This is a genomic window from Agrobacterium tumefaciens, from assembly GCF_009649785.1.
Lineage (GTDB): Bacteria > Pseudomonadota > Alphaproteobacteria > Rhizobiales > Rhizobiaceae > Agrobacterium > Agrobacterium tumefaciens.
In genome coordinates, this window is record NZ_WJOK01000011.1 from 1 (window position 1) to 19,304 (window position 19,304).

The window sequence follows — 19,304 nt, forward strand, 5'->3', positions numbered from 1 at the left end:
CCCAGACGACCTACACCAAGCGACAATATCCAATTGAGCAGGGCAGGGACGTGGGCAACCGGCATTCCTGATGCATTTACATCCGCGCCCGTAAGGTGCCGCAACAGACGGATCTGATTATGCTGTGACAGAATGTGCACTTCAGTGTGAGGATAACCTCTGCTGCTCGATCCCTCGACCCAAGGCCACCAACAGCGCGCGTAGGAACGAAAACTTTGAAATCTGACCGCCGAGGTAAAATGGACATGAATACGGGGAGGGGGCGAACAGACTGCGACCACCATATTCTTCCAGGCCACTAACCTGATTCCGTAATTCGTTTAGCCTCCCGCCCAATGGCCGCCAAGTTCGATTGCCCAAACCCTGAACCAAAACAAAGACTGGTGAACTGTCGTGGCGATCGGACGGCTAGCCATAGGGCGCCTGTGGCGCGCAACAGAAACTTTCGTGCCGCACAGGCCCACTAACGGCGCCGCTGAGCGGGGCAGGGGGAGCCCGACAAAGGCTTCTTTAAAACTGTTCGGCTACGCGCTGAAGAATTTTCCGGGACTTCATATTGAGCGTTGTCAGATGAACCAGCGGATCGATGTCGCCAACCAATGGAACCTCTACCGATATCGTGGCATGGCCAGCAACTTTGTTTAGCAATTGGCTCAATCCCAATATGCCATCACCTGGCGCCAACCGTCCTGCCCTGGCCTCGGTCATCATGTTTTCTGGACGCTTGGGTGCCGGCCCCACTACGTCACAGAGCTGCACATGCCGTACGATATCAGTTTTGATCTCGTCAATGTTTCCGCCATTTCGAAAAAAGTGAATGGCGTCGACCAAGACACCTGCATTGTCTTGGCCGGACGCCGTGACCAGCGCACCAGCCTTGCTGTAGGTGTTGATAGTGCGCCAACCCATGTTCTCAACGTCGACAGCCAGCCCATATCGTGCGGCAAGCTGGCAGAACTCCGTCAAATTGCCGATTAGCCGTTGCAAGTCGCCATCGTCGCCGCATGCGGACAGGCGCTTGGCTCCAATATCGGCGGCGGCGGCAACGATGTGTTCGACGAGGGCAGCGTTAAAATCCGGGCCGATAATGAAAAACTCGATATCAAAAACGTTGATGCCTTCGCTGTCGAGTAGAGTTCGAAACTCCATTGCATCCCTGCTGCCCTGCGGCAGCTCGTAAAAGGGTGCCCCAGGGAAAGCGGGATGCAGCCGAAGTCCTACGGAATTGAAGCCTGCAACTGCAGCATGCCTGACGAACTGCTGGGGCGGCAGTCGGATCGCAGAGAAATGGGCGATGCCGACGGGCGACTCTTTCACCGCATCGGTCATCGCACAACTCCGGTACTAGCCAAATGATCAAGCAGGTTAGCGCCGGTGCGATGGATGTGCTGACGAAGCTTGTCAATCGCGTAATCGCTGTCTCTCGCCACAGCGCCCTGAGCGATTTCACTATGCTCCTGGCTGACATTTCGATCGCCTGAAGTCTGGGTCAGGAATTTTCTGCGATATCGATCATTTAGATTGAGTAGGGTCCTGCAGAAATGCAGGAGAAGCGGCTTTCCGCAGCCCGAAATAAGGGTTAGATGGAAGTCGCGATGCGCCATCTCCCAATATTCGAGAGTTTCCGGCTTGTTCGCATCGCGGTCGGCACGGTTGAGCTTGTGAAGCGCGCGCATGACATTGCTTTCCCACTCCGCGTCACCGAGCCTAATCGACTCTTTCAACGCGAAAACCTCCAACTCCTCGCGAAGACTCGTGATCTCTTCCAGATTTGCCAGTGATACTGGCGCGACCCGGTAGCCGCGATTGTCTTCAAACTCTACCAGCCCGTCGGAAATCAAGCGCGCAAGCCCTTCGCGCAAGGGGCTGAGGCTCACATTGAATGACTGTCGCGCCTTGTCGAGATTGATCTTGCTGCCAGCCTCCAGCCCTCCGGAAATAATTGCTTCGCGCAGCCGGAATGCCAGTTGGCTTCCAATCGTATTCTTGCCGTCATCGGCAAAGTCACCATTTCCAGCTTGCTCGCTGGGTGCGTCGGGTGAGGCACTCTGTCGCTTCATAAAACCTCCCACGCGAATGTCGCGCTTGGTTGATGGGCGATATTATAAACGATTATTCTTGTCAACGAATTTGGAGTTCTCCACCATAGTATGACAGGACAATTGAGCATATCGAGAGAGAAAAGCATCGATATCAGCTATTTATCTCACAATTTTGGAATTTCACAAAATCCTGACGCTGGAGGCGTTGATGAGCGCTTGACAGATAATCGATTATTTACGTATCACTCGAGCGTTGGGAGGTAACGATGGTGATTAAATCTGAAAGGGACTTAACGCCCGCCGTGATTGCGGCCATGGGCCAGACCTCTGATCCAAGGATGCGGGACATCCTGATGGCTCTGGTGAAACATCTCCATGCTTTCGTTCGCGAAGTGAGGCTGACCGAGGTGGAATTCCGGGAAGCGACTGCGGTTCTCAACGAGATCGGCCAAATGCAAACCGATAGTCATAACGAATTTGTCCTCATGTCCGGCTCACTTGGCGTTTCGTCCCTTGTCTGCCTGCTCAATAACGGTGACAAGGGACAAACAGAGACTTCACAGTCGCTTCTTGGACCATTTTGGCGCCTGAATTCTCCAAGAGTTGAAAACGGCGGCACGATCATCCGGTCCTACACGCCCGGTACGCCGCTTTTCGTCCATGCTCGTGTAATCGATCGCGAAGGCAATCCGATATCTGGTGCCGAAGTCGACGTCTGGCACGCATCCCCTGTCGGTCTTTATGAGAACCAGGACCCAGATCAGGCGGAGATGAACTTGCGCGGCAAATTCACGACGGACGGGGAGGGACGTTTCTGGTTCCAGACAGTGAAGATGGTTGGTTATCCCATCCCCGTCGATGGCGTTGTCGGACGCATGCTCAAGGCTCAGGGCCGTCATCCTTATCGACCAGCACATTTGCACGCGCTGATCTTCAAGCGGGGCTACAAGACGCTGATTTCGCAGGTTTTCGATCCGAGCGATCCGAATATCGAATCCGACGTTCAGTTTGGCGTGACTGCGGCACTCACCGGCGATTTCATTCGCCACGACGAACCGCATCCAACCAACGGAGACATTCAGGCGCCGTGGTTCTCGCTCGACTACACTTATGTCATGGAAGCAGGCGAGGCTCTCTTGCCGCGCCCGCCAATCAAATAACGTTATTTGGAGCCGGATAATGATTACCGAGGAACAACGCCTGTCAGCAGCCAGGGCCATCCTGGAGGCCGAAACAACGCGGACTCCCATTGTCCAACCCAGCAAAACTTATCCCGAGCTCGAAATTGAGGATGCGTATCGCATTCAGGCGCTTTGGGCCGAGTTGCGTGTGTCGCGCGGCGCGCGGATTGTCGGTCACAAAATAGGTCTGACGTCTCGCGCCATGCAAATGGCATCCAAGATGACCGAGCCGGATTATGGGGTGATCTTGGATGATGCGCTCTACAATGATGGCGCGCAGATTAATGCGGATTTGTTCATCAAGCCGCGCCTGGAAGTCGAGTTGGCGTTCGTAATGGGTGAAGACCTGGAAGGAGCGGGCACCCGTATCTATGACGTCATGCGCGCGACGGAGTTCATTCTGCCTGCGCTCGAGATCATCGATTACAGAACCGACGTTCCGCGTGCGATTACCGACACAATCGCCGACAATGCAGCCTTCGGAGCAATCGTCGTGGGTGGGCGGGTGATCCGCCCGTTTGATATCGACATACGCTGGGTCGGAGCAACTCTGTCGAAAAACGGCATTATCGAAGAGTCCGGGGTTTCAGCCGCGATCATGGGTCATCCGGCCGCCGGCGTTGCATGGCTGGTCAACAAACTTCATGCCGTCGGCGGCGGCTTGAAAAAAGGTCAGATCGTCCTTGCGGGCTCATTTACGAGACCGGTCGACATCATAAAGGGCGATGTCATTCAGGCTGATTATGGGCCAGTTGGCTCGATCGGCGTCTCTTTTACGTGAGGTAGAGATGGATCTTCCAGTCAATAAATTTAAAGCAAAACTGCAGGCCGGGCAAAGCCAGATAGGACTTTGGTGCGGGCTTCCAGGGAGCTACGCTGCCGAAATCGTGGCGCCAGCCGGGTTCGATTGGCTGTTGTTTGATACCGAACATTCCCCCAGCGACGTGCTGACCGTGCTGCCACAATTGCAGGCGATCGCCGCTTACGATGTCGCGCCGGTGGTGCGCCCAGCTGTCAACGATCCAGTGCTGATCAAGCGATTCCTAGATATTGGTGTACAATCTCTTCTAATCCCCTTTGTTCAAAATGCAGACGAAGCGAAAGCCGCGGTGGAAGCAACCCGCTATCCACCGAAAGGAATTCGAGGCGTTTCGGCCCTTACGCGTGCCACACGTTTCGGCAGGGTAAAGAATTATGCCCAGCAGGCGGAGAGGGAGATTTGTGTTCTCATTCAAGTCGAAACGCGGGAGGCTATTGCTCATATCGAGGCCATGGCATCGGTCGAAGGGGTGGACGGGATATTTATTGGCCCGGCGGATCTCGCAGCCAGTTTCGGCTATCCGGGACAACCAGGCCATCCGGAAGTGGTCGAGGCGATTGAAAATACGATCGCATTACTCAAACGGCTCGGAAAGCCGGCAGGAATACTCACGCCTGACGAGAAGTTCGCGGCACGTTGCATGCAATTGGGAACGCTGTTCACTGCCGTCGGTGTCGATGTCGCATTGCTGGCGCGCGGATCAGAAGCACTGGCGGCCAGGTTTTCGAAACATTTGTAGACATGCGAGCTTCCGGGCACGTCGTCAACGAACCTGTGCCTACGGGCGTGAACCGATTGGAATGTGAGAGCGATGGGGCCATCCGATCCAAACGCCTGCCAACTCGCATTCGAGGCCGAGACCGGTCCGACCGTATCGGTGTCAACAGTCTTTCCATCCAGCTGATAGCCAGCATGCACCTGCGCGCGGCGGCGTATCGCTCCTGATTGAGGAGCCCTGTATCACGTCGGCGGCCGGCACAAGGAGGCGAGGCTGCGTCAAAAAGACCATGCCTGTCGATCTTGTAATTGAGTTCTTAAAGGAGCATTTCGGGTGTGTCCTATGCAAAAGCATAGACAATTCCAAGCAACAGACTGGAAGTACTCGAAATGGCTGACCTGGAATGGGTAGACTTTTTCCCAATAGTTTTCTTGCCGTTCAAAATTATCGTACTGGGCATCGGCATGTACTACGCCATCAAGTGGCATCACGATCAGGCTAAGAAAGATAACGAGGCGAAAGGAAACTGAGCGCCGACAGGTGTCAACCTGCTTCAATCCACATTCGTTTGGAAGCAGAATGGACCTTCTTCAAACCCGCCTCGACGAAACGTAGGGGGGCGATTTGCGTAGCAGGAGATCGAGCATAGACCTCGCCTCACGCACCTGGCCCAATAGATTATCCGCAAGCCCTTATCCATGCACTTATTTGACCAGCCCCGCCCGTAACACGGTTGGGGCTGAACTAATTTCTCTCGACCGGGCGTCTCGGACGGTAAAGTCGAGGCACAGTTTGAGAAACGTAGCGGGTAAGCGCGGCTTAAAGCAGTGGCACGCAAGTCGTGAAGCTTACTTGCTCAGCGTTTGCGCGATAAGATCGAGACGCCATCTTCGCACTTATTGAATCGGATAATCCGTCAGCTGCCATCATGGTGGACGAACGGATCGTTTTTGCAGCTCTTCGCTTGAGCGCCCGTTAACAAAATATGTTAGGGCAAGTGGTTAGCTGTCGATCGCTGCCTCTTGAATGGAGAGCTGCAGATTGTGGTGCTGAGCGATAGACGGGCTTGCAATAGCTCATTTATGGCAATGATTATGAGTTATAGAGAGGGATTCTATAACTCATGGAATGGAACTGGCGAAACACTGATTGGCCAAACTACAGGTGCGACACCGCAAGCCTGGTACCGCTGAAGCAGAGATTCCTGCAATCAGCTGGAGAGGTTATCGGTGCTGTCCGGCATTTCAACGAGGACGACAGCAACCAACTTCGCATTGAGTTGCTGAGCGACGAAGCGGTCAAGACCTCAGAGATTGAGGGGGAATTTCTGGACCGCGTGAGTGTCCAGTCGTCACTCCGCCGACAGTTCGGGCTAAACACTGATGATAGACAGATCCGCTCCCAAGAGCGGGGATCGCCGAGATGATGGCAGATGTCTATCGAAGTTGGCATGGGCCGCTGCGTCATGAGGGACTGTTCCACTGGCATTCAATGCTGATGGCGGGAAACCAATATATTGAAACGGTTGGGGCTTACCGCACGCATGAAGACGCCATGCAGATCGTGTCAGGTCCATTGGACAAGCCCACCATCCACTTCGAGGCTCCCCCGTCGCGCCGGGTTGCCGCTGAGATGGAGACCTTCATCACATGGTTCAATCAATCAGGGCCAGATGGCCAATGCTCGCTTCAAGCTTTGACGCGTGCCGCAGTAGGCCATCTTTACTTTGAAACCATACATCCGTTTGAGGATGGCAACGGCCGAATTGGACGCGCGCTCGCGGAGAAATCCCTAGCGCAAAACATAGGGCAGCCAAGCCTCATTTCACTCGCCTTCACAATCGAGAAACACCGGAAGGCCTATTACTCAGAGCTTGAGCGGCATGAGCGCACGCTCGATATCACCGACTGGGTCATTTTCTTTTCAGAAACTATCCTGGATGCTCAACGGGCGACGCTTGAGCGCAAAGCACGGTAGACGGTTCTGAGAGCTACCGCTGCGGCATTGATGGCAGGAATGCGCCGGACTCCGGACTGGCACGAAGCGGTTCGTGACCTGACCCGTGGTCTAGGTGCTGACCGCATTGTCGAGGTTGGCGGACCGGCAATCATTGCCCAGTCCGTTCGCTCCATTCGCGAAGGTGGCCAAGTCTCCATCGTGGGCGCGCTCGGCTTCGAAGGTAAAGCGATCGACGTCATGAAGTTGTTCTTCAGCCAGGCGACCTACAAGGTTATCAGTGTCGGCAATCGCAGCGACCTCGAGGAGATGAACCGTGCCGTTGCCGCCCATCAGATCAGTCCGGTGATCGACAACGTCTTTGCGTTCGAGGAACGCCCACTCGGCCTACGAGCGCCTCGCCAGCCAAAATGTCTTCGGCAAGGTCGTCATTCGCAACTGATCGTGGCGCGAACTCTCAAGGAGATTTTAGTATGACCGCCTATGCAATTTTCATTCGGGAACGCAGTCGGAACGCCGCTGAACTGCAGACCTATTCGGAACTGGTGACACCACTGCTCGGTGAATCGGGAGCGACCGTGCTCGCCGGCTACGGTGCTCTCGATCCACTCGAAGGCGCTGCTCCCGAAGGTGTCGTCATGGCCAGCTTCCCGAGCATGGAGGTAGCTCGCGCCTTTTACGACAACCCCGAATACCAGGCGGCCGTGAAGCACAGGTACCTGGGCGCAGACTATCGCTCCTTCATCATCGACGAGGTCAGCTAGGCCTGCAAGGTTACGGGACCTCAATATGAATTGCCCGCCCCATCAGGGCGGGCAATTCAGTCGATTAGACACGGTGGTTCTTGAGGAAGGTCTGCAGGGCTCGAGCTTTCAGAAGCGATCGTAGCTGACGCGCCAACCTTCCGCAGCATCGACCGGCGAAATAACCAGCTTGTCGCCTGTGACCTCGAACTTGCGCTCAAGTCTCTGACCGATCAGGTCGCGGACAAGAGAGGACTGCACGGTGATTGCGAATATGTTCTTGGCATCGTCGATCTCAACCGGGCCGTAATAGGCCTCGTATGCTTTCGTGGTGTACGGCGTGTCCGCGGCATTCGCATCGGGATTCATCGCCTGCACCGACAAGGTGCCCCCTTGGGTGAACACGAGCTGGCCTGAATATGGAATGGCCTGAAGATTGCCAGCAGCGCCGACCTCCAGTGCGGTCATGCGCCAGGCGCCGATGACCGGAGACTTTGCATCGCTGGCAAACGCCGGGGAGGTGAACGCCAGCGTCAGTGCTGCAGCCGAGATCTTGAAACGATTCATCGAAATGTCCTTTGTTGGTGGCAGGAGGTAGAGGATCTGTCAAATCCGTTCGATACGAACGGGATACTCGCCGCGTACCAGCAGCGCGTCAAAACTGTTGTCAAAACGGCCGAGACGGATCAGCCCCTCCCAGCGATAGTCCGCATAGAAAAGAGCGAGGTTGCCCCAGGGCTTGAAGTAGCAGAGATCGCCGGGCCTCTCGTTGGTGAAGCGGCCGCTCGCTTCCTCGGTAAGTTTGCGAGGCAGGCGAACGATCTTCTCGTTGCCTCCGAAGTCCTCGATCCTCAGATCGAGCGGAAGCATCAACGCAAGGTCGCGCGCCGAGGGGTTGTCGTGAAGCGTCGCTGTCAGCACCAAGTCATTGAACGTCAACCTGATGCGTACGTCGCTTGGCTCCCGTTTGTTTGGGTCACGTCCTTGCTGTGCAATGGCGCCACGTGGAATTGCCGCGGCAGCCAGCGCGGTGCCCAGAACTTGTCGCCGGCTGATCGGACGAAACATGGCAGTTCCGTCAGACCGGCTGCGCGGTGGGCCGGAAGAGGATTTCGTTGATATCGACGTCATCAGGCTCGCTGATGGCGAACGCGACGCTCCGGGCGAATGTACCTGGTCCGATGGCGATCTTGTTGACGAAATCTCTGGTGCCCGTCTGGATATCCTTTTCACTGATATGATCGAGGAGTTCAGTACTGACCGCGCCGGGCGATATGATCGTTGTCCGGATGTTGTAGGGTTTCACCTCCTTCCGCAGCCCCTCGGACAAGGCGCGGACGGCGTGCTTTGTGGCGCAATAGACGGTCGCACTTGGATCGACGACATGTCCGTATACCGAGGACACGTTGATGATGTGCCCGGACTTCTGGGCCTTCATGTGAGGAAGGGCCGCGGCAATGCCGTAGAGCACGCCCTTAATGTTGACGTCGACCATGCGGTCCCATTCGTCGATCTTGAGACGCTCCAGCGGAGCGAGGGGCATGAGGCCGGCGTTGTTCAGCATGACGTCGATGCGACCGAACCGTTCGACAGCGGTATCGACGAGGTTCTTGACTTGATCCCGGTCGGTCACGTCAGTCTCTACAGCGAGTACCTTGCCGCCGTTCTCCATCAACTCCACAGCCAAAGACTCGATACGGTCGATGCGGCGCGCGCCGATGACCACGGTCGCGCCGCGCTCGGCGAGATGGCGTGCCGTGGCCTCGCCAAGACCGCTGCTGGCCCCGGTGATGGCGACGACCTTGTCTTCGATTCCATGTGACATAATGGTCTCCAGTCTTTGAGTGTGAGAAGTCAATTGCGAGGACGGGCGATGACGGCAAGGATAACGGGCATGCCAACAAGAGCGGCACCGAGATGTCGACGCAGCACAAAGCCGTTCGCGAACAAACCAGCCAGTCCGCCCGCACCGAGACCCAGCAGCAAGATGGATAATGTGTTGATATCGAGCCGGGTCACATGTTCCAGAAACGGTCGCAGGTAGATCGATAGCGAATTCATGCCGATGAACGTCGCCGCCGTCGCAGCCATGCCGATCGCAAAGGTGCGATTGCGCAATAATCCGAACATCGCGCCGACGGATACAGTTTTGGCAGATGGCACGTTCGGAAGGACGGCCATTTGCCATACCAGCACCGCGAGGCCGATAGGGACAGTGACGAGGAAGGTGTTGCGCCACCCAATGAGGCTGCCGAGAAAACTGCCCAACGGGGCGGCAGCCACGATCGCCATTGCCGTGCCGCCCTGAAGAAGCGCAATTGCCCGCGGAAGATCGGGCCCTGATGCGAGACGCGCGAGAATGGCGGTCGATAGCGACCAAAAACCGCCGATCGCGATACCAACCATGGCTCGCCCGATCAGGAAGATGAGGTAGCCTGGGGCGAGGGCAACAGTGAGGCTGGAGAGCGTCAGGATGGACGTGTAGAAAAGTGCGACCGTTTTCCGGTCCAGTTGGCCGAGAAGCCTGTTTCCGAACAAGCTGGTCACGACCGCAAAGAAGCCCGAGACGGCGATCGCCAATCCTGCCTGACCCTCTGTTATTGACAGGTCTCGCGCAATCGGCGTCAAAAGGCTGACCGGCATGAACTCCAGGCCGACCAATAGGAACGTCAGAAGGGACAGGCAAGTAACGGCGCTCCAGGGCGTTGTCTGCTGCTTGTCATCAAGGCTGTCATCTACGGTCAGTTCGGTCATCTCGTGCTCGCTCTCGTTGCGAGTTTAGGTAACGGTATTGAAGTCGTGCCACTAGGCGGTATAAACCTCATGTCGTGGTGAAAGAGATTCAACAATGCGCCGAGATGAATTTACCGAGATGCGGGCATTCCTTGAGGTGGCGAAAGAACGCAGCTTTACGCGCGCGGCAGTGAAGCTTGGGGTGACGCGCTCCGCGCTCAGTCACACAATCCGGACGCTGGAGGCGCGGCTTGGTGTACGTCTCCTCGCACGCACGACCCGGGATGTTGCACCGACGGCAATCGGCCAACGTTTGATGCAGAGTGTCGAGCATCATTTCGAAGGGATCAGTGCCGAGATCGACGCGCTGAAGGCGCTTGGCGACAAGCCCTCCGGCCATGTCCGGATTGTTTGCCCCGATGATGCCATCGAACTGGTGTTCCGGGATAGGCTGAAGCCGTTCCTGCACGAATACCCTGACATTCAGGTTGAACTGATCGTCGACAATGGCTTCACCAACATCATCGAACGGCAGTTCGACGCGGGCGTGCGGCTGGGCGAGGCAATCGCGCGAGACATGATCGCTGTTCGTATCGGTCCTGATGTCAACTATTCCGTCGTCGGGTCGCCTGAATACTTCGAGCGATATCCGGCGCCGGAAAGCCCACAAGATCTTACCGAGCACAATTGCGTCAATCTGCGTCTTCCCACTTCAGGTGGGCTTTACGCCTGGGAATTTCGGGAAAATGGTCGCGAATTCAGTGTTCGCGTCGATGGTCAACTGGTTTACAGCAACATTAGCTCGGCAATCGATGCTGCCCTCGACGGGATGGGCCTTGCTTACGCGCCGACAGATCTCGTTAAAGGGTATATTGACAAGGGCCAACTGCGGGAGGCAATCAAAGCGTGGCGCCCGACGTTTCAGGGCTATCACCTGTATTACCCCAACAGACGCAATCACTCTCCCGCATTTTCAGCATTCGTTGATGCGTTCAGGTTCCGCTTTGGAGGGGCCTAGCGAAATTCTGAATTAGTAGGCCAGCGGTTCAATTCCCATCAAGGCGAGGACTTCAGACACATGCTCATCGCCACGCCCGTCACGCCCCAATATCCGCGACGTTGCTCCCATTTGTTCTTAGCATCGCTTCACGGATCTGCTGCCGCAACCACGCGCAACCGAGATCGCTGTCCATCTGAAGCGGCCACACCATGGATACGGGTGGAAAAGACAGCGCGAGCGGCACAGGGCTTACATCAAGACCCAGCAGCGGTCCGTAACGAAGTGCAATGCGTGACGATACGGTTGCAATCACGGCAGATGAACGCGCCGTCGCCAATATCGACATGAAATCCGGAGCCGCCGCCACTACGTCCAGTTCTGCCCCCGCATGCTCCAGAGCATCCTTGACGCAGCCATGCAGACTGTCAGTCTGCGAAATCACGGCGTGCTGTGCCGCCATATAGGCATCAAGGCTTACGGGGCTGGAGAGCTTCACCAGTTGCGGATTGAAACAGCACAATACGCTGGACTGATAAAGCGGCTCGCAATGGTGTCGTGAATCCGGGAGATAGCTGCATCCCACAGACAGGTCGACGACGCCTGAATCCAGCATCGCCTCGATCTCCAGTGCATCGCCGCCGCGAGCCAGAATACGAATGCCCGGTGCGATATCGCGCAACCGAGCGGTCAGGTCAGGCAGCAACAATAGTTCCACCTCGCTGGACAGCCCCAGCCTGAATGTACGTCGCTCGGTGGCCGGATCGAATGCTTCTGCCATCAACACGGCGGCCTGTGCCTGTCGCAGAGCCTGCCGCACCGGGCCGGATAAATTCAGCGCCCGTGCCGTCGGCTTCATCACCTGCCCGACACGGATGAACAGCTCATCCTGAAACAGCGTGCGCAAGGTCGAGATGTTGTGGCTCATGGCAGGCTGCTGAATCTTCAAGCGCTGCGCTGCCCGGGTCACACTCATCTCCTCCATCATCGCATCGAAGGCGACGAGAAGATTGAGGTCGAAGGAACGAAGATTGAAATGATCGATGACCTGCATGAACTATATCGATTTGATTGCTGACGCGAGCATCCTTAGCTGATGGGCAGGAACTTGCAAGCCGTTCCGCACCACAACGTAAGGAGCAAACCCATGCCATCTCGTCGTTCCATTCTCAAAAGCGCTCTGACTGGCTTAGTCGCAGCGCCCTTTGTCGCGCCATCAATCGTCTTCGCCAAGGCGCCTTTTGCCGCTGTTCAGGCACCGGGTTTCTACCGGCTGAAGATCGGCTCCGTAGAGGTCACAGCCCTGTCGGACGGCACAGTTGCCCTGCCGCTCGCCAAGCTCTACACCAACACTAGCGAAGAACACGCGCAGGGCGCTCTGAATGATGCTTTTCTGCCGGAAATCGTACCAACTTCCGTCAACGCATTCCTGGTCAACACCGGCGAAAGACTGGTGCTGATCGACGCAGGCACCGGTACCTATTTGGGCCCATCGCTCGGCAAGCTCGTGTCCAACATCGAGGCTTCCGGATACAAGGTAGGTGACATTGACGATGTCATCCTCACCCATATTCATACCGATCATTCCGGTGGGTTGATGAGCGAAGGCAAACGCACTTTCCCTAACGCCACATTACGGGTCAATGAGCGGGAGGCGAAATTCTGGCTGAGCCCGGAAAACGCCAAAGCGGCGACCGGCATCGTCAAGCAACATTTTGGCGAGGCAGACCAGTGCGTGACGCCTTACGTGCGAGCTGGAAAATTTGAAACCTTCGGAGATAACCAAGCACCCGCCCCGGGTCTGGGCTCGGTTCTTTATGCGGGACATACGCCCGGTCACAGCGCCATCACGCTGGAAAGCGAAGGCCAGAAGATCGTCTTCTGGGGCGACATCACCCATGGCGATATCCTGCAGTTCGATGAGCCCGGCATCGCCATAGAATTCGATATCGATCAGAAAGCCGCCGTTGCTGCCCGCGATCTTGCATTCAAACAGGCGGTGGACGGTAAATATCTGGTGGCGGGCGCCCATATTGCGTTTCCCGGGGTCGGCCACGTGCGTACAGATAGCACCAATTATGACTGGCTCCCGGTCAACTATTCCTAGGATTAGGATTGACCGTCCGGTTAAGCGATGGCCTGACGAGGCTCGAAATAGCCTCGTCTTCCGCAGCGCCAAAGGTTGTTCTCTACAAGTCCGACCGGCCCGTATCCACCCTACGTGGTTCAGGTCGAGCGGACGGGAAAGCAGAACCATCTATGGGTGCGAGACACGGCGCACCCAGCCAGTTTTCGCCGCGGAAAGCTAGGGCTGTGTCGATCTATGTGCGCGGACATGCTCTATGAGCGCACGCAGCTTGGGCGCCATATTGCGGCGGTTGGGGAAATAGAGGAAGAACCCGGGAAAGGGGGGCAGATAGCCGTCCAACGCCGTGATCAACTCGCCCCGATCGATGTATCGGCGGAACGTCTCCTCCAATGCGAACGTAATACCGCCGCCTGCGAGCGCGGTACGAACCATCAGATGCAGATCGTTGGTGGTGATTTGCGGCTCGACCCCAACGTCGAAAGGTATGCCATCTTCCTCGAACTCCCATCGATACGGTGCAGCACTTGGAGACGGACGCCAGCCGATACAGCGATGATGTACGAGGTCCCGGGGGTGGCGGGGCGTTCCATGGATATCGAAATATCCCGGAGTCGCGACTACCACTTCTCTCTCTTCTTTTGTGAGTGGCACTGCAACCATATCCTGCTCTATCACATCACCTAACCGAACCCCCGCATCGTAGCCGGCTGCTACGATGTCGAAGACGTCGTCGGTCACCGTGACATCGATCGTGACGCCCGGATGTGCTTGCGCGAAGGACGCGATCAGCGGCCCTGACAGAAATTGTTCCGCAATCGACGTAACCGCGATCCGCAGCAAGCCGCTAGGCCTTGCGTCGCCTGCGACATCCTCGAATGCCGATTTCACATCGGCCATTGGCTGAGACAGCTTTTCACGGAAGCGATTGCCCGCCTCTGTCAGCCGCACACTGCGCGTCGTGCGGCTGACAAGCGCGATGCCGCAAATATCCTCGAGCCGTCTGATCGCCTGGCTAACCCCCGAGCGTGTCACGCCAAGGCGATCTGCGGCCGCCCTGAAATTCCCCTCCTCGGCGACGGCCAAAAACATCGGCACCAAGTTTAGATCGATTGTCATTGTCGCATCCTGCTAACCAAAACAGTTAGCGACGAGGGTATACAAGCGACAATCGAATTTGTCTACCTTTTGGCCATAGCCGACCGGTCAAACCGGCAGCTGACAAACAAGCACAACCGATCATCGAAGGAGAGATTCCAATGACAAACAACAAGATCACACTCGCAGCAGCTCTGGCACTTGGGATCTGCGCTGGACCCGTCGCTGCACAGGACAGCTCCTGCCCTCGGGAAGGCGCCGACGCTCCGCTTGCGCTTCATGCCGATTGGATCATGAAGGGTTGGGAACGCCATGAAAGCGACGGCAAATTCGTATTCGCAGAGAAGCTGAACCGGTATTACAACCTGGAAGACACTAAAGGGGTTTTCTACGACAATTTCGCCCCAGGCAGCACACAGCTCTTTGACAACTCGGCTCGCTATGGCGCCAACTGGGAGGAGTTGCAGAACGCTGCCCGATCTGTTCGCCACGGCCTCACCGGCGGTCATGATGCGATCGTCGGCGACACGGTCGCTTCGACGACGCTTGGTTTCGTCGGCCGCATCGATCGTCTCGACGGCAAGGTGATCGCTTTTGATGGGCGCTCGCAGCTAGGGTGGGAATGCACCGCTGGCAAATGGAAAATCCGCCATGAACTGAACTACGCTTGGGTCGTTGAGCCCGAAACCATTCAGTCTTTCCTGGGCAAGACGGAGGCGGCACAATGACGACCGCAACGCCTTTGCACCCTTATGTCGGCATGTGGGAGACCGCAGACCGCCGCATCCGCCACCAGTTGCTCCCGAATGGCCGCTACGACGAGGCGCGTGGCCGACGCGAAAGTGCATATCAAGGACGATACGAGGTGTCCGGGGATCACATCGAGTACTGGGACGATACCGGTTTTACGGCCGACGGCGACTTTGTCGATGATGTCCTGTACCATGCCGGCATGGTTCTCTATCGCAGGACGTAAACGAGACGCGATCACGACGGCACATGTCCATTGCCGGCGTGATGCGTTTTTCGCTCCGTTAGATCATCGCCGCGATCGTAGTCCGCGATGTTTGCTCAAACGAAACATGTTCGTCGGTGAAGCAGTCACGTTCGTCGTTAACGGGGGTTTTTTTGCCTCAAAGTGTCGGATGAGACCATCTTTATATTCCTGTCTGACGAAACCAAATGCTGCATTGTATCATTGGAGGGGATGGTTGTGTGCGACATGTGAGCCGACAAAAGTCCCGTTGAAGTCTTTGGCAACCTTAAACAGCTAGCCCCGTTTTTAGGGAGGGACCGCATTGGAAACCGTAGAACAATCCCGTCAAACCGATATGCGCTCTGCCCCGGCCGTGACTGGAAAACCCACTTATCGAGGGGCACTCATGCCCGAAATGGGAAAGGTTATTGCTAGGCCCGAGCGGACGTCCCCGCTCGGGCTTGAGCAGTATATAGCCGGTCGCACGCTCGTTAGTGGCGATAGTCCCGCGTGGAGCGACATGTTCGTGCAGGTCTATTCTCGTCTCAACAAGCAGGAGCCCTTTCTTGTTCCCGCTGTTGCCGAACCCCTGATCGTCTGGGTGATTTCAGGAGAAGCGGTGGTTGAGGAACGTGATCTTGACGGGGACTGGGTCGCCAATACGGTTACGGTAGGTGATTTTTTCCTGACCCGCTCTCCCTCACCCTATGAGATGCGCTGGCGCGCGATCGGTGATGCACCTTTCCAGGTAATGCATCTTTATCTTTCCGTACCGCTGTTCGAGCGTGTTGCCTACGATGTGCTGGGTTGCGTGGCTCCACCGGTACTACGCGACGTTTCCGGCGGCAAGGACAAGCAACTATCTCACCTCCTCGCGCTGGTTCATCAGGAACTGACGGCAGAAGGAATGGGAAGCCAGCTGTTCATCCAGGGCCTTACGCAAAGCCTCGCTGTTCATCTGATCCGGAACTATGCATCTGGTGAAGTTGCCGAGGACAGGCAGAACGCGCTTCCCGGGTTCAAGCTTCGACGTGCGGTCGCGCATCTGGAAGAGCATCTGGCCGACCCGTTCCATCTGGCCCAACTCGCCGAGACAGTGGGCATGAGCGAATTTCATTTCAGCCGCCTGTTCAAGAAAGCCACCGGCCTTTCACCGTCGCGCTACTTCATTCGCCAGCGCGTAGAAAAGGCCCGGCTGCTTCTGCAGGAGACAGATACCAGCATTATCGAAATCGGCATGTCCGTCGGCTATTCCAGCCCTAGCCATTTCGCTCAGGTGTTCCGTCGAGAAACCGGCCTGCCGCCAAGTCACTACCGGCGAGGATAAAGTTCGGCCAGCCCGAGCAAAATCGCGATAGCGTTCGCGGTTCGAATGATCGGATCCGGAAAAGCAAAATACGGGATGAACGACGGCTTTGGTCGATTGGGGCGGCCGAAAGCCAAAGCCCCTTGTTTTCGTTAACTTTAGTGCGCACAGTGAGGCACAACGGCTCGCGAAAGTTTCCAGAGGCATGACTGACGAAGACATAGAGAGGATTTCCGCCTGGGTAGCTCACCAAGGGCTTCGAGGAGCAAGCGAGTCCATGTTGCTCGGTGGCTTTTGTGCAGCATGTCGCGACGCCGGTTTACCACTTGACCGCAGTCTTGCTCTTATTGACACGCTTCACCCGGTCCACGAGGGGCGCGCCTTTCGATGGGATAGTCAGCAAGTGGTGGAAACAGAATTCGAGTACGGTCCCAGTAGTTCCGGAGACGCGTTGGAAAACTGGAAACGCTCAGCTTTCTATTATCTGTGGGCAGGAGAGGATTCTGAAGTCCGACGTCGTATCGGACTAGGCGATCCGGCCGACTTCGCAACGCTGGATGATATGCGTCGTTCTGGTCACACGGACTTCGTTGCCTTTATCCATAGGTTTGAAAAACAGGGAACCATCGGCGAGATGGACTGCTTTTTCTCGCACTTCGCCACACGTGATTCCGCCGGCTTTTCTGATCTCGATCTTCAGAACCTTCGCAAGCTTCTGCCGGTTCTGGCTTTGGCAATCAAAAGCACTGCGCTTGCGCGGATTGCGAGGACGATTGCCGAGGTCTATCTCGGGCACGACGCGGCACGGAAAGTCTTTGAAGGTAAAATCAACCGTGGTTCGGCAGAACGCATATCCGCAGCCCTGTGGTTCTCGGACCTAGCAAATTATACAAGAATTTCTGCTACAGTAGCACCTGAAGAGATCATTCCTCTCCTGAATGATTACAGCGACGCGGTGATCTCGGCCGTCCATGAGGCTGGCGGGACGGTGCTGAAATTAATCGGTGATGGCGTCCTGGCAATTTTCAGAGGGGATCGACAAATCGATGCCTGTGACGCCGCGTTGAAAGCCGAAAAGCTTCTTCGCCTGCGGCTTGAAACCCTTAATAGCAGGAGAACATCGGAAGGCCGCCCCACTACGGAAGTCTGTCTCGGACTACACATTGGTGATGTTTTTTACGGGAATATCGGAAGCGAGGATCGACTCGATTTCACCGTGATAGGTCCCGCCGTAAACGAGGTAAGCCGCATCGTCTCGATGTGTCGGTCATTGGATGTAAACCTGCTTACTTCTTCCAACTTTGCAGACTGTATAGAGGGGCGTGATCGTCAGCGTCTCTCATGCGTAGGCCGGTTCGCACTCAAGGGCGTAGAAGGCGCGCAAATGCTTTACACGCTTGATAATCCCCATCACGCCGTCGGCTGAAAGAGAGTTTCCGCTCCATTGAGCGCCGTTGGCACGCTGGCATCAGCATTATCAGCTCCGGACGCGTGGCCTCACCTGTAGTGTGTCTCGTCTCCCTAAACATGCCTAAATTTCGGGAAACGGATGATGGGGCTCCTTCCAGATATTTTGATCGGCTCAGCAGACGCAATAGCGCGCGTGGCTGCGGCCACATTCTTGTTTACGTCGAAATCGACGAAGACTTTCAGTTGGTCCAGCTAGCCCGTTGCGAAAATGGCCTGCCGCCCCAGTCACTATCGCCGAGGCTGGTTTTTAACATCTTACGTTTCGAGCAAGATCGCGACAGGTCGAGCAAGAGCCCGTGAGAAGGGCGCCGACGATCGGCTTAAATTTCTCCTTGTCAAAACGAAACGCCCACCGCGGTGGTGGGCTTCAGACAAGGAGTGAAGACAATGACCAACCTCAACGGAAAGATCGCACTGGTCACCGGCGCATCGAGTGGAATTGGCGCTGCGACCGCTGCAAAGCTTGCTGAAGCCGGTGCCAAGGTCGGTATCGCTGCACGGCGCACCGACAAGCTCGAAGATCTCAAGAAACAGATCGAAGCCAAGGGTGGCGAAGCCCTTGTCATCGAGATGGACGTGGTTGACACGACCTCGATCGATGCGGGCGTGAAGAAGCTGATCGATGCGTATGGTTCGATCGACATCCTCGTCAACAATGCCGGTCTTATGCCGCTTTCCGATATCGATCAGTTCAAGGTTGACGAGTGGCAACGGATGGTGGACGTGAACGTCAAGGGCCTGCTCAACACTACGGCCGCCGTTTTGCCACAGATGATCAAGCAGCATTCGGGCCATGTCTTCAACATGTCCTCAATCGCTGGTCGCAAGGTCTTCAAGGGTCTGTCGGTCTACTGCGCCACGAAACATGCGGTAACGGCTTTCTCGGATGGCCTGCGTATGGAAGTCGGCCAGAAACACGGCATCCGCGTGACCTGCATCCAGCCGGGCGCCGTTGCCACCGAGCTCTACGACCACATCACCGATCCGGGCTACCGCAAGCAGATGGACGAGCTGGCGAGCCAGATGACCTTCCTCCAGGGCGAGGATATCGGCGACACCATCGTCTTCGCCGCCCAAGCCCCGGCTCATGTGGACGTCGCCGAGCTGTTCGTTCTGCCAGTAGAACAGGGTTGGTAACAGACCGGCCCTGAAGGGTCCCTGCCTAGATGCAGGGACCT

The 19,304-nt window shown here is 56.3% G+C and carries 20 protein-coding genes and 2 pseudogenes; 14 read left to right on the top strand and 8 right to left on the bottom strand.

The features are described 5' to 3' along the window. Positions 1–510: 510 nt before the first annotated feature. Positions 511–1,329, bottom strand: a complete 819-nt coding sequence (locus GH784_RS13330) for a sugar phosphate isomerase/epimerase family protein (protein ID WP_153793483.1) — start codon at positions 1,327–1,329, stop codon at positions 511–513. Beyond that, entirely contained in the window at positions 1,326–2,060 is a 735-nt protein-coding gene (locus GH784_RS13335; protein WP_153793484.1) for a GntR family transcriptional regulator, read from the bottom strand. Before GH784_RS13335 ends, GH784_RS13330 begins: the two co-directional genes overlap by 4 nt. 248 nt (positions 2,061–2,308) lie before the next feature. On the opposite strand from GH784_RS13335, the gene GH784_RS13340 reads away from it, so the two are divergent. From GH784_RS13340 to GH784_RS13370, 7 genes and pseudogenes are all read left to right on the top strand, one after another. Then, complete coding sequence (locus GH784_RS13340; RefSeq protein WP_153793485.1) at positions 2,309–3,202, top strand: intradiol ring-cleavage dioxygenase; 894 nt, start codon at positions 2,309–2,311, stop codon at positions 3,200–3,202. Positions 3,203–3,221: 19 nt separating this feature from the next. Continuing rightward, positions 3,222–4,004: a 2-oxo-hept-4-ene-1,7-dioate hydratase gene (gene hpaH, locus GH784_RS13345; protein WP_153793486.1), complete on the top strand. Its 783-nt coding sequence runs from the start codon at positions 3,222–3,224 to the stop codon at positions 4,002–4,004. Positions 4,005–4,011: 7 nt separating this feature from the next. Further along, complete coding sequence (gene hpaI, locus GH784_RS13350) at positions 4,012–4,782, top strand: 4-hydroxy-2-oxoheptanedioate aldolase (protein ID WP_153793487.1); 771 nt, start codon at positions 4,012–4,014, stop codon at positions 4,780–4,782. A gap of 368 nt (positions 4,783–5,150) precedes the next feature. Further along, positions 5,151–5,291: a hypothetical protein gene (locus tag GH784_RS13355; protein ID WP_003518781.1), complete on the top strand. Its 141-nt coding sequence runs from the start codon at positions 5,151–5,153 to the stop codon at positions 5,289–5,291. A 593-nt stretch (positions 5,292–5,884) separates the two neighbouring features. Further along, positions 5,885–6,726: pseudogene (locus GH784_RS13360) on the top strand (Fic family protein); the annotation flags it as partial. Positions 6,727–6,777: 51 nt separating this feature from the next. Further along, positions 6,778–7,194: a zinc-binding dehydrogenase gene (locus GH784_RS13365; protein WP_236772836.1), complete on the top strand. Its 417-nt coding sequence runs from the start codon at positions 6,778–6,780 to the stop codon at positions 7,192–7,194. Beyond that, a complete protein-coding gene (locus tag GH784_RS13370) occupies positions 7,191–7,481 on the top strand; it encodes a DUF1330 domain-containing protein (protein WP_003518774.1) in 291 nt (96 codons plus the stop codon). Before GH784_RS13365 ends, GH784_RS13370 begins: the two co-directional genes overlap by 4 nt. A gap of 108 nt (positions 7,482–7,589) precedes the next feature. Here GH784_RS13370 and GH784_RS13375 read toward each other — a convergent pair whose 3' ends face one another. From GH784_RS13375 to GH784_RS13390, 4 genes and pseudogenes are all read right to left on the bottom strand, one after another. Next, positions 7,590–8,027 carry a lipocalin-like domain-containing protein gene (locus GH784_RS13375; protein ID WP_003518772.1) on the bottom strand — a complete coding sequence of 146 codons (438 nt, stop codon included), beginning with the start codon at positions 8,025–8,027 and terminating at the stop codon, positions 7,590–7,592. A 39-nt stretch (positions 8,028–8,066) separates the two neighbouring features. After that, positions 8,067–8,528, bottom strand: a complete 462-nt coding sequence (locus GH784_RS13380; RefSeq protein ID WP_153793488.1) for a cyclophilin-like fold protein — start codon at positions 8,526–8,528, stop codon at positions 8,067–8,069. 10 nt (positions 8,529–8,538) lie between these two features. Then, positions 8,539–9,285 (bottom strand): SDR family oxidoreductase, encoded by a 747-nt coding sequence (locus GH784_RS13385; RefSeq protein WP_003518768.1) that lies wholly within the window; start codon positions 9,283–9,285, stop codon positions 8,539–8,541. A gap of 44 nt (positions 9,286–9,329) precedes the next feature. Then, a pseudogene (locus GH784_RS13390) lies at positions 9,330–10,214 on the bottom strand (MFS transporter); the annotation flags it as partial. A 94-nt stretch (positions 10,215–10,308) separates the two neighbouring features. Here GH784_RS13390 and GH784_RS13395 point away from each other — a divergent pair. Next, on the top strand, positions 10,309–11,211 hold the full coding sequence (locus GH784_RS13395) for a LysR family transcriptional regulator (RefSeq protein WP_153793489.1): 903 nt from the start codon (positions 10,309–10,311) through the stop codon (positions 11,209–11,211). A 79-nt stretch (positions 11,212–11,290) separates the two neighbouring features. Here the strand turns inward: GH784_RS13395 and GH784_RS13400 are convergent, their stop codons facing one another. Then, positions 11,291–12,244, bottom strand: coding sequence for a LysR family transcriptional regulator (locus tag GH784_RS13400; RefSeq protein ID WP_003518762.1), 954 nt, complete (start codon positions 12,242–12,244; stop codon positions 11,291–11,293). Positions 12,245–12,337: 93 nt separating this feature from the next. On the opposite strand from GH784_RS13400, the gene GH784_RS13405 reads away from it, so the two are divergent. Next, on the top strand, positions 12,338–13,297 hold the full coding sequence (locus GH784_RS13405; RefSeq protein WP_153793490.1) for an MBL fold metallo-hydrolase: 960 nt from the start codon (positions 12,338–12,340) through the stop codon (positions 13,295–13,297). A gap of 198 nt (positions 13,298–13,495) precedes the next feature. Here GH784_RS13405 and GH784_RS13410 read toward each other — a convergent pair whose 3' ends face one another. Beyond that, on the bottom strand, positions 13,496–14,395 hold the full coding sequence (locus tag GH784_RS13410) for a LysR family transcriptional regulator (RefSeq protein WP_153793491.1): 900 nt from the start codon (positions 14,393–14,395) through the stop codon (positions 13,496–13,498). 140 nt (positions 14,396–14,535) lie between these two features. Here GH784_RS13410 and GH784_RS13415 point away from each other — a divergent pair, with 140 nt between their 5' ends. The 5 genes from GH784_RS13415 (at position 14,536) to GH784_RS13435 (ending at position 19,263) form a co-directional block, all read left to right on the top strand. Further along, the gene (locus GH784_RS13415; RefSeq protein WP_174048134.1) at positions 14,536–15,102 is read left to right on the top strand and encodes an invasion associated locus B family protein; all 567 of its coding nucleotides are present in this window, start codon (positions 14,536–14,538) and stop codon (positions 15,100–15,102) included. Beyond that, positions 15,099–15,350, top strand: a complete 252-nt coding sequence (locus GH784_RS13420) for an Atu4866 domain-containing protein (protein ID WP_003518754.1) — start codon at positions 15,099–15,101, stop codon at positions 15,348–15,350. Before GH784_RS13415 ends, GH784_RS13420 begins: the two co-directional genes overlap by 4 nt. A 406-nt stretch (positions 15,351–15,756) precedes the next feature. Then, entirely contained in the window at positions 15,757–16,677 is a 921-nt protein-coding gene (locus GH784_RS13425) for a helix-turn-helix domain-containing protein (protein WP_173995580.1), read from the top strand. A gap of 184 nt (positions 16,678–16,861) precedes the next feature. Further along, a complete protein-coding gene (locus tag GH784_RS13430; protein WP_153793492.1) occupies positions 16,862–18,082 on the top strand; it encodes an adenylate/guanylate cyclase domain-containing protein in 1,221 nt (406 codons plus the stop codon). A 431-nt stretch (positions 18,083–18,513) separates the two neighbouring features. Beyond that, positions 18,514–19,263 (top strand): SDR family oxidoreductase, encoded by a 750-nt coding sequence (locus tag GH784_RS13435; RefSeq protein ID WP_003518748.1) that lies wholly within the window; start codon positions 18,514–18,516, stop codon positions 19,261–19,263. Positions 19,264–19,304: the final 41 nt, after the last annotated feature.

Excerpts from the sequence above, each read along its gene's own strand:
- hpaI (WP_153793487.1), top strand. The coding sequence starts at position 4,012 with ATGGATCTTCCAGTCAATAAATTTAAAGCAAAACTGCAGGCCGGGCAA.
- GH784_RS13430 (WP_153793492.1), top strand. The coding sequence starts at position 16,862 with ATGACTGACGAAGACATAGAGAGGATTTCCGCCTGGGTAGCTCACCAA.
- GH784_RS13335 (WP_153793484.1), bottom strand. The coding sequence starts at position 2,060 with ATGAAGCGACAGAGTGCCTCACCCGACGCACCCAGCGAGCAAGCTGGA.
- GH784_RS13435 (WP_003518748.1), top strand. The coding sequence starts at position 18,514 with ATGACCAACCTCAACGGAAAGATCGCACTGGTCACCGGCGCATCGAGT.
- GH784_RS13405 (WP_153793490.1), top strand. The coding sequence starts at position 12,338 with ATGCCATCTCGTCGTTCCATTCTCAAAAGCGCTCTGACTGGCTTAGTC.
- GH784_RS13380 (WP_153793488.1), bottom strand. The coding sequence starts at position 8,528 with ATGTTTCGTCCGATCAGCCGGCGACAAGTTCTGGGCACCGCGCTGGCT.
- GH784_RS13365 (WP_236772836.1), top strand. The coding sequence starts at position 6,778 with ATGCGCCGGACTCCGGACTGGCACGAAGCGGTTCGTGACCTGACCCGT.
- GH784_RS13385 (WP_003518768.1), bottom strand. The coding sequence starts at position 9,285 with ATGTCACATGGAATCGAAGACAAGGTCGTCGCCATCACCGGGGCCAGC.
- GH784_RS13370 (WP_003518774.1), top strand. The coding sequence starts at position 7,191 with ATGACCGCCTATGCAATTTTCATTCGGGAACGCAGTCGGAACGCCGCT.
- GH784_RS13340 (WP_153793485.1), top strand. The coding sequence starts at position 2,309 with ATGGTGATTAAATCTGAAAGGGACTTAACGCCCGCCGTGATTGCGGCC.
- GH784_RS13410 (WP_153793491.1), bottom strand. The coding sequence starts at position 14,395 with ATGACAATCGATCTAAACTTGGTGCCGATGTTTTTGGCCGTCGCCGAG.
- GH784_RS13355 (WP_003518781.1), top strand. The coding sequence starts at position 5,151 with ATGGCTGACCTGGAATGGGTAGACTTTTTCCCAATAGTTTTCTTGCCG.
- GH784_RS13420 (WP_003518754.1), top strand. The coding sequence starts at position 15,099 with ATGACGACCGCAACGCCTTTGCACCCTTATGTCGGCATGTGGGAGACC.
- hpaH (WP_153793486.1), top strand. The coding sequence starts at position 3,222 with ATGATTACCGAGGAACAACGCCTGTCAGCAGCCAGGGCCATCCTGGAG.
- GH784_RS13395 (WP_153793489.1), top strand. The coding sequence starts at position 10,309 with ATGCGCCGAGATGAATTTACCGAGATGCGGGCATTCCTTGAGGTGGCG.
- GH784_RS13375 (WP_003518772.1), bottom strand. The coding sequence starts at position 8,027 with ATGAATCGTTTCAAGATCTCGGCTGCAGCACTGACGCTGGCGTTCACC.
- GH784_RS13330 (WP_153793483.1), bottom strand. The coding sequence starts at position 1,329 with ATGACCGATGCGGTGAAAGAGTCGCCCGTCGGCATCGCCCATTTCTCT.
- GH784_RS13400 (WP_003518762.1), bottom strand. The coding sequence starts at position 12,244 with ATGCAGGTCATCGATCATTTCAATCTTCGTTCCTTCGACCTCAATCTT.
- GH784_RS13425 (WP_173995580.1), top strand. The coding sequence starts at position 15,757 with ATGCCCGAAATGGGAAAGGTTATTGCTAGGCCCGAGCGGACGTCCCCG.
- GH784_RS13415 (WP_174048134.1), top strand. The coding sequence starts at position 14,536 with ATGACAAACAACAAGATCACACTCGCAGCAGCTCTGGCACTTGGGATC.